At 60.6% G+C, this 1,672-nt stretch carries 2 protein-coding genes; one reads left to right on the top strand and one right to left on the bottom strand.

Features of this window, described 5'->3' with window-relative positions; translation table 11 throughout:
- The coding region (gene pyk / locus ACFFAR_RS26010; protein WP_375508722.1) for a pyruvate kinase at positions 1–1,351 on the top strand (1,351 nt) is incomplete at its 5' end.
- Between the two features lie 90 nt (positions 1,352–1,441).
- Here pyk and ACFFAR_RS26005 read toward each other — a convergent pair.
- On the bottom strand, positions 1,442–1,672 hold a 231-nt coding region (locus ACFFAR_RS26005), incomplete at its 5' end, for a hypothetical protein (protein ID WP_375508721.1).

The raw sequence follows: 1,672 nt of genomic DNA, 5'->3' as shown, positions 1-1,672 counted from the left end.
CGACGTGGTGCGGCTGAACTTCAGCCACGGCAAGGCCCAGGACCACATCGACCGCGCGAACATGGTGCGCGAGATCGCCGAGCGCGTCGGCCGCACCGTCGCGCTGATGGCCGACCTGCAGGGCCCGAAGATCCGCGTGGGCAAGTTCGAGAATGGCAAGGTCACGTTGATTGCCGGCAACCCGTTCATCCTCGATGCACGCTGTGAACTCGGCAACGACGAACGCGTCGGCCTCGACTATCCGGATCTGCCGCGCGACCTGCGCAGCGGTGACGTGCTGTTGCTCAACGACGGCCTGATCGTGCTCGACGTGGTGCGCGTGATTGGTGAAGAGATTCACACGACCGTGAAAGTGGGCGGCGATCTCTCCAACAACAAGGGCATCAACCGGCAGGGCGGCGGGCTGACCGCGCCGGCGCTGACCGAGAAGGACATGGAGGACATCAAGACGGCCATGTCGCTCGGCGCCGACTTCGTGGCGGTATCGTTTCCGAAGAACGCCACGGACATGGAAATGGCGCGGCAACTCGCGAACATTGCGGGCGCGCCTTACGGCATCAAGCCGAAGATGATTGCGAAGATCGAGCGTGCGGAAGCCATTCCGGCGCTGCAGGGCATTCTCGATGCTTCCGACGGCATCATGGTTGCCCGTGGCGATCTGGCTGTGGAAGTGGGCAACGCGGCGGTTCCGGCATTGCAGAAACGCATGATCCGGATGGCGCGTGAGTCGAACAAGTTCGTGATCACCGCCACGCAGATGATGGAATCGATGATCCACGCGCCGGTTCCGACGCGCGCGGAGGTATCGGACGTGGCGAATGCCGTGCTGGATGGGACGGACGCCGTGATGTTGTCGGCTGAGACGGCGGCGGGGAAATATCCGGTGACGACCATCGAGACGATGGCGGCGATTTGCCTTGAGGCCGAGAAATCGGAGCAGAGCGAACTGGACAAGGATTTCCTGGACCGGACGTTCACGCGTATCGACCAGTCGATTGCGATGGGTGCGTTGTTCACGGCGTATCACCTTGGGGCGAAGGCGATTGTTGCGTTGACGGAGTCGGGCGCGACGGCGCTGTGGATGTCGCGGCATTGGTCGCATGTGCCGATTTTTGCCTTGACGCCGCGGATTGGTAGCGAGCGCACTATGGCGCTTTATCGGAATGTTACTTCGTTGCACCTGGATACGAACACCGATCGCGATGTTGCGCTTCAGCAGGCGCTTGAGGTTGTTGTTTCGAAGGGGTACGCGGCGCGTGGGGATATGGTGGTGTTGACTGTCGGGGAGCCGATGGGGCAAGCCGGCGGGACTAACGCGATGAAGATTGTGAGGGTGGGGGATCCGTTTTAAGGGCGCTGGCGCTTGGGGGAGGGGTTTGGGTTCTTAGTGGTCGGGGGTCTTTGCTGGGTTGCTGCTCTTTAGGCTACCGCGGGTTAAGTTCTAGCTGATCTCTTTAGCACTATTAGCCACTGTGCGTGGCGGCACTTCATTTCTTTGTCCAACGGCGACAAAGAAACGAAGCAAAGAAAACGCCTCCCAACCGCTAATTCTTAAGTGTCCCGAGCGTGCAGTGACAACTGTTTGGTACGTCAGAAGAACGCTCGACGCCGCAATCGAGAACACTTGAAACCCTCCCCCTCCGTCAACGGCAACCCACACGCTTCGCCACCA

It is taken from the genome of uncultured Caballeronia sp. (assembly GCF_964243625.1).
Classification (GTDB): Bacteria; Pseudomonadota; Gammaproteobacteria; order Burkholderiales; family Burkholderiaceae; genus Caballeronia.
This window is presented reverse-complemented; position numbering and strand designations above follow the sequence as displayed.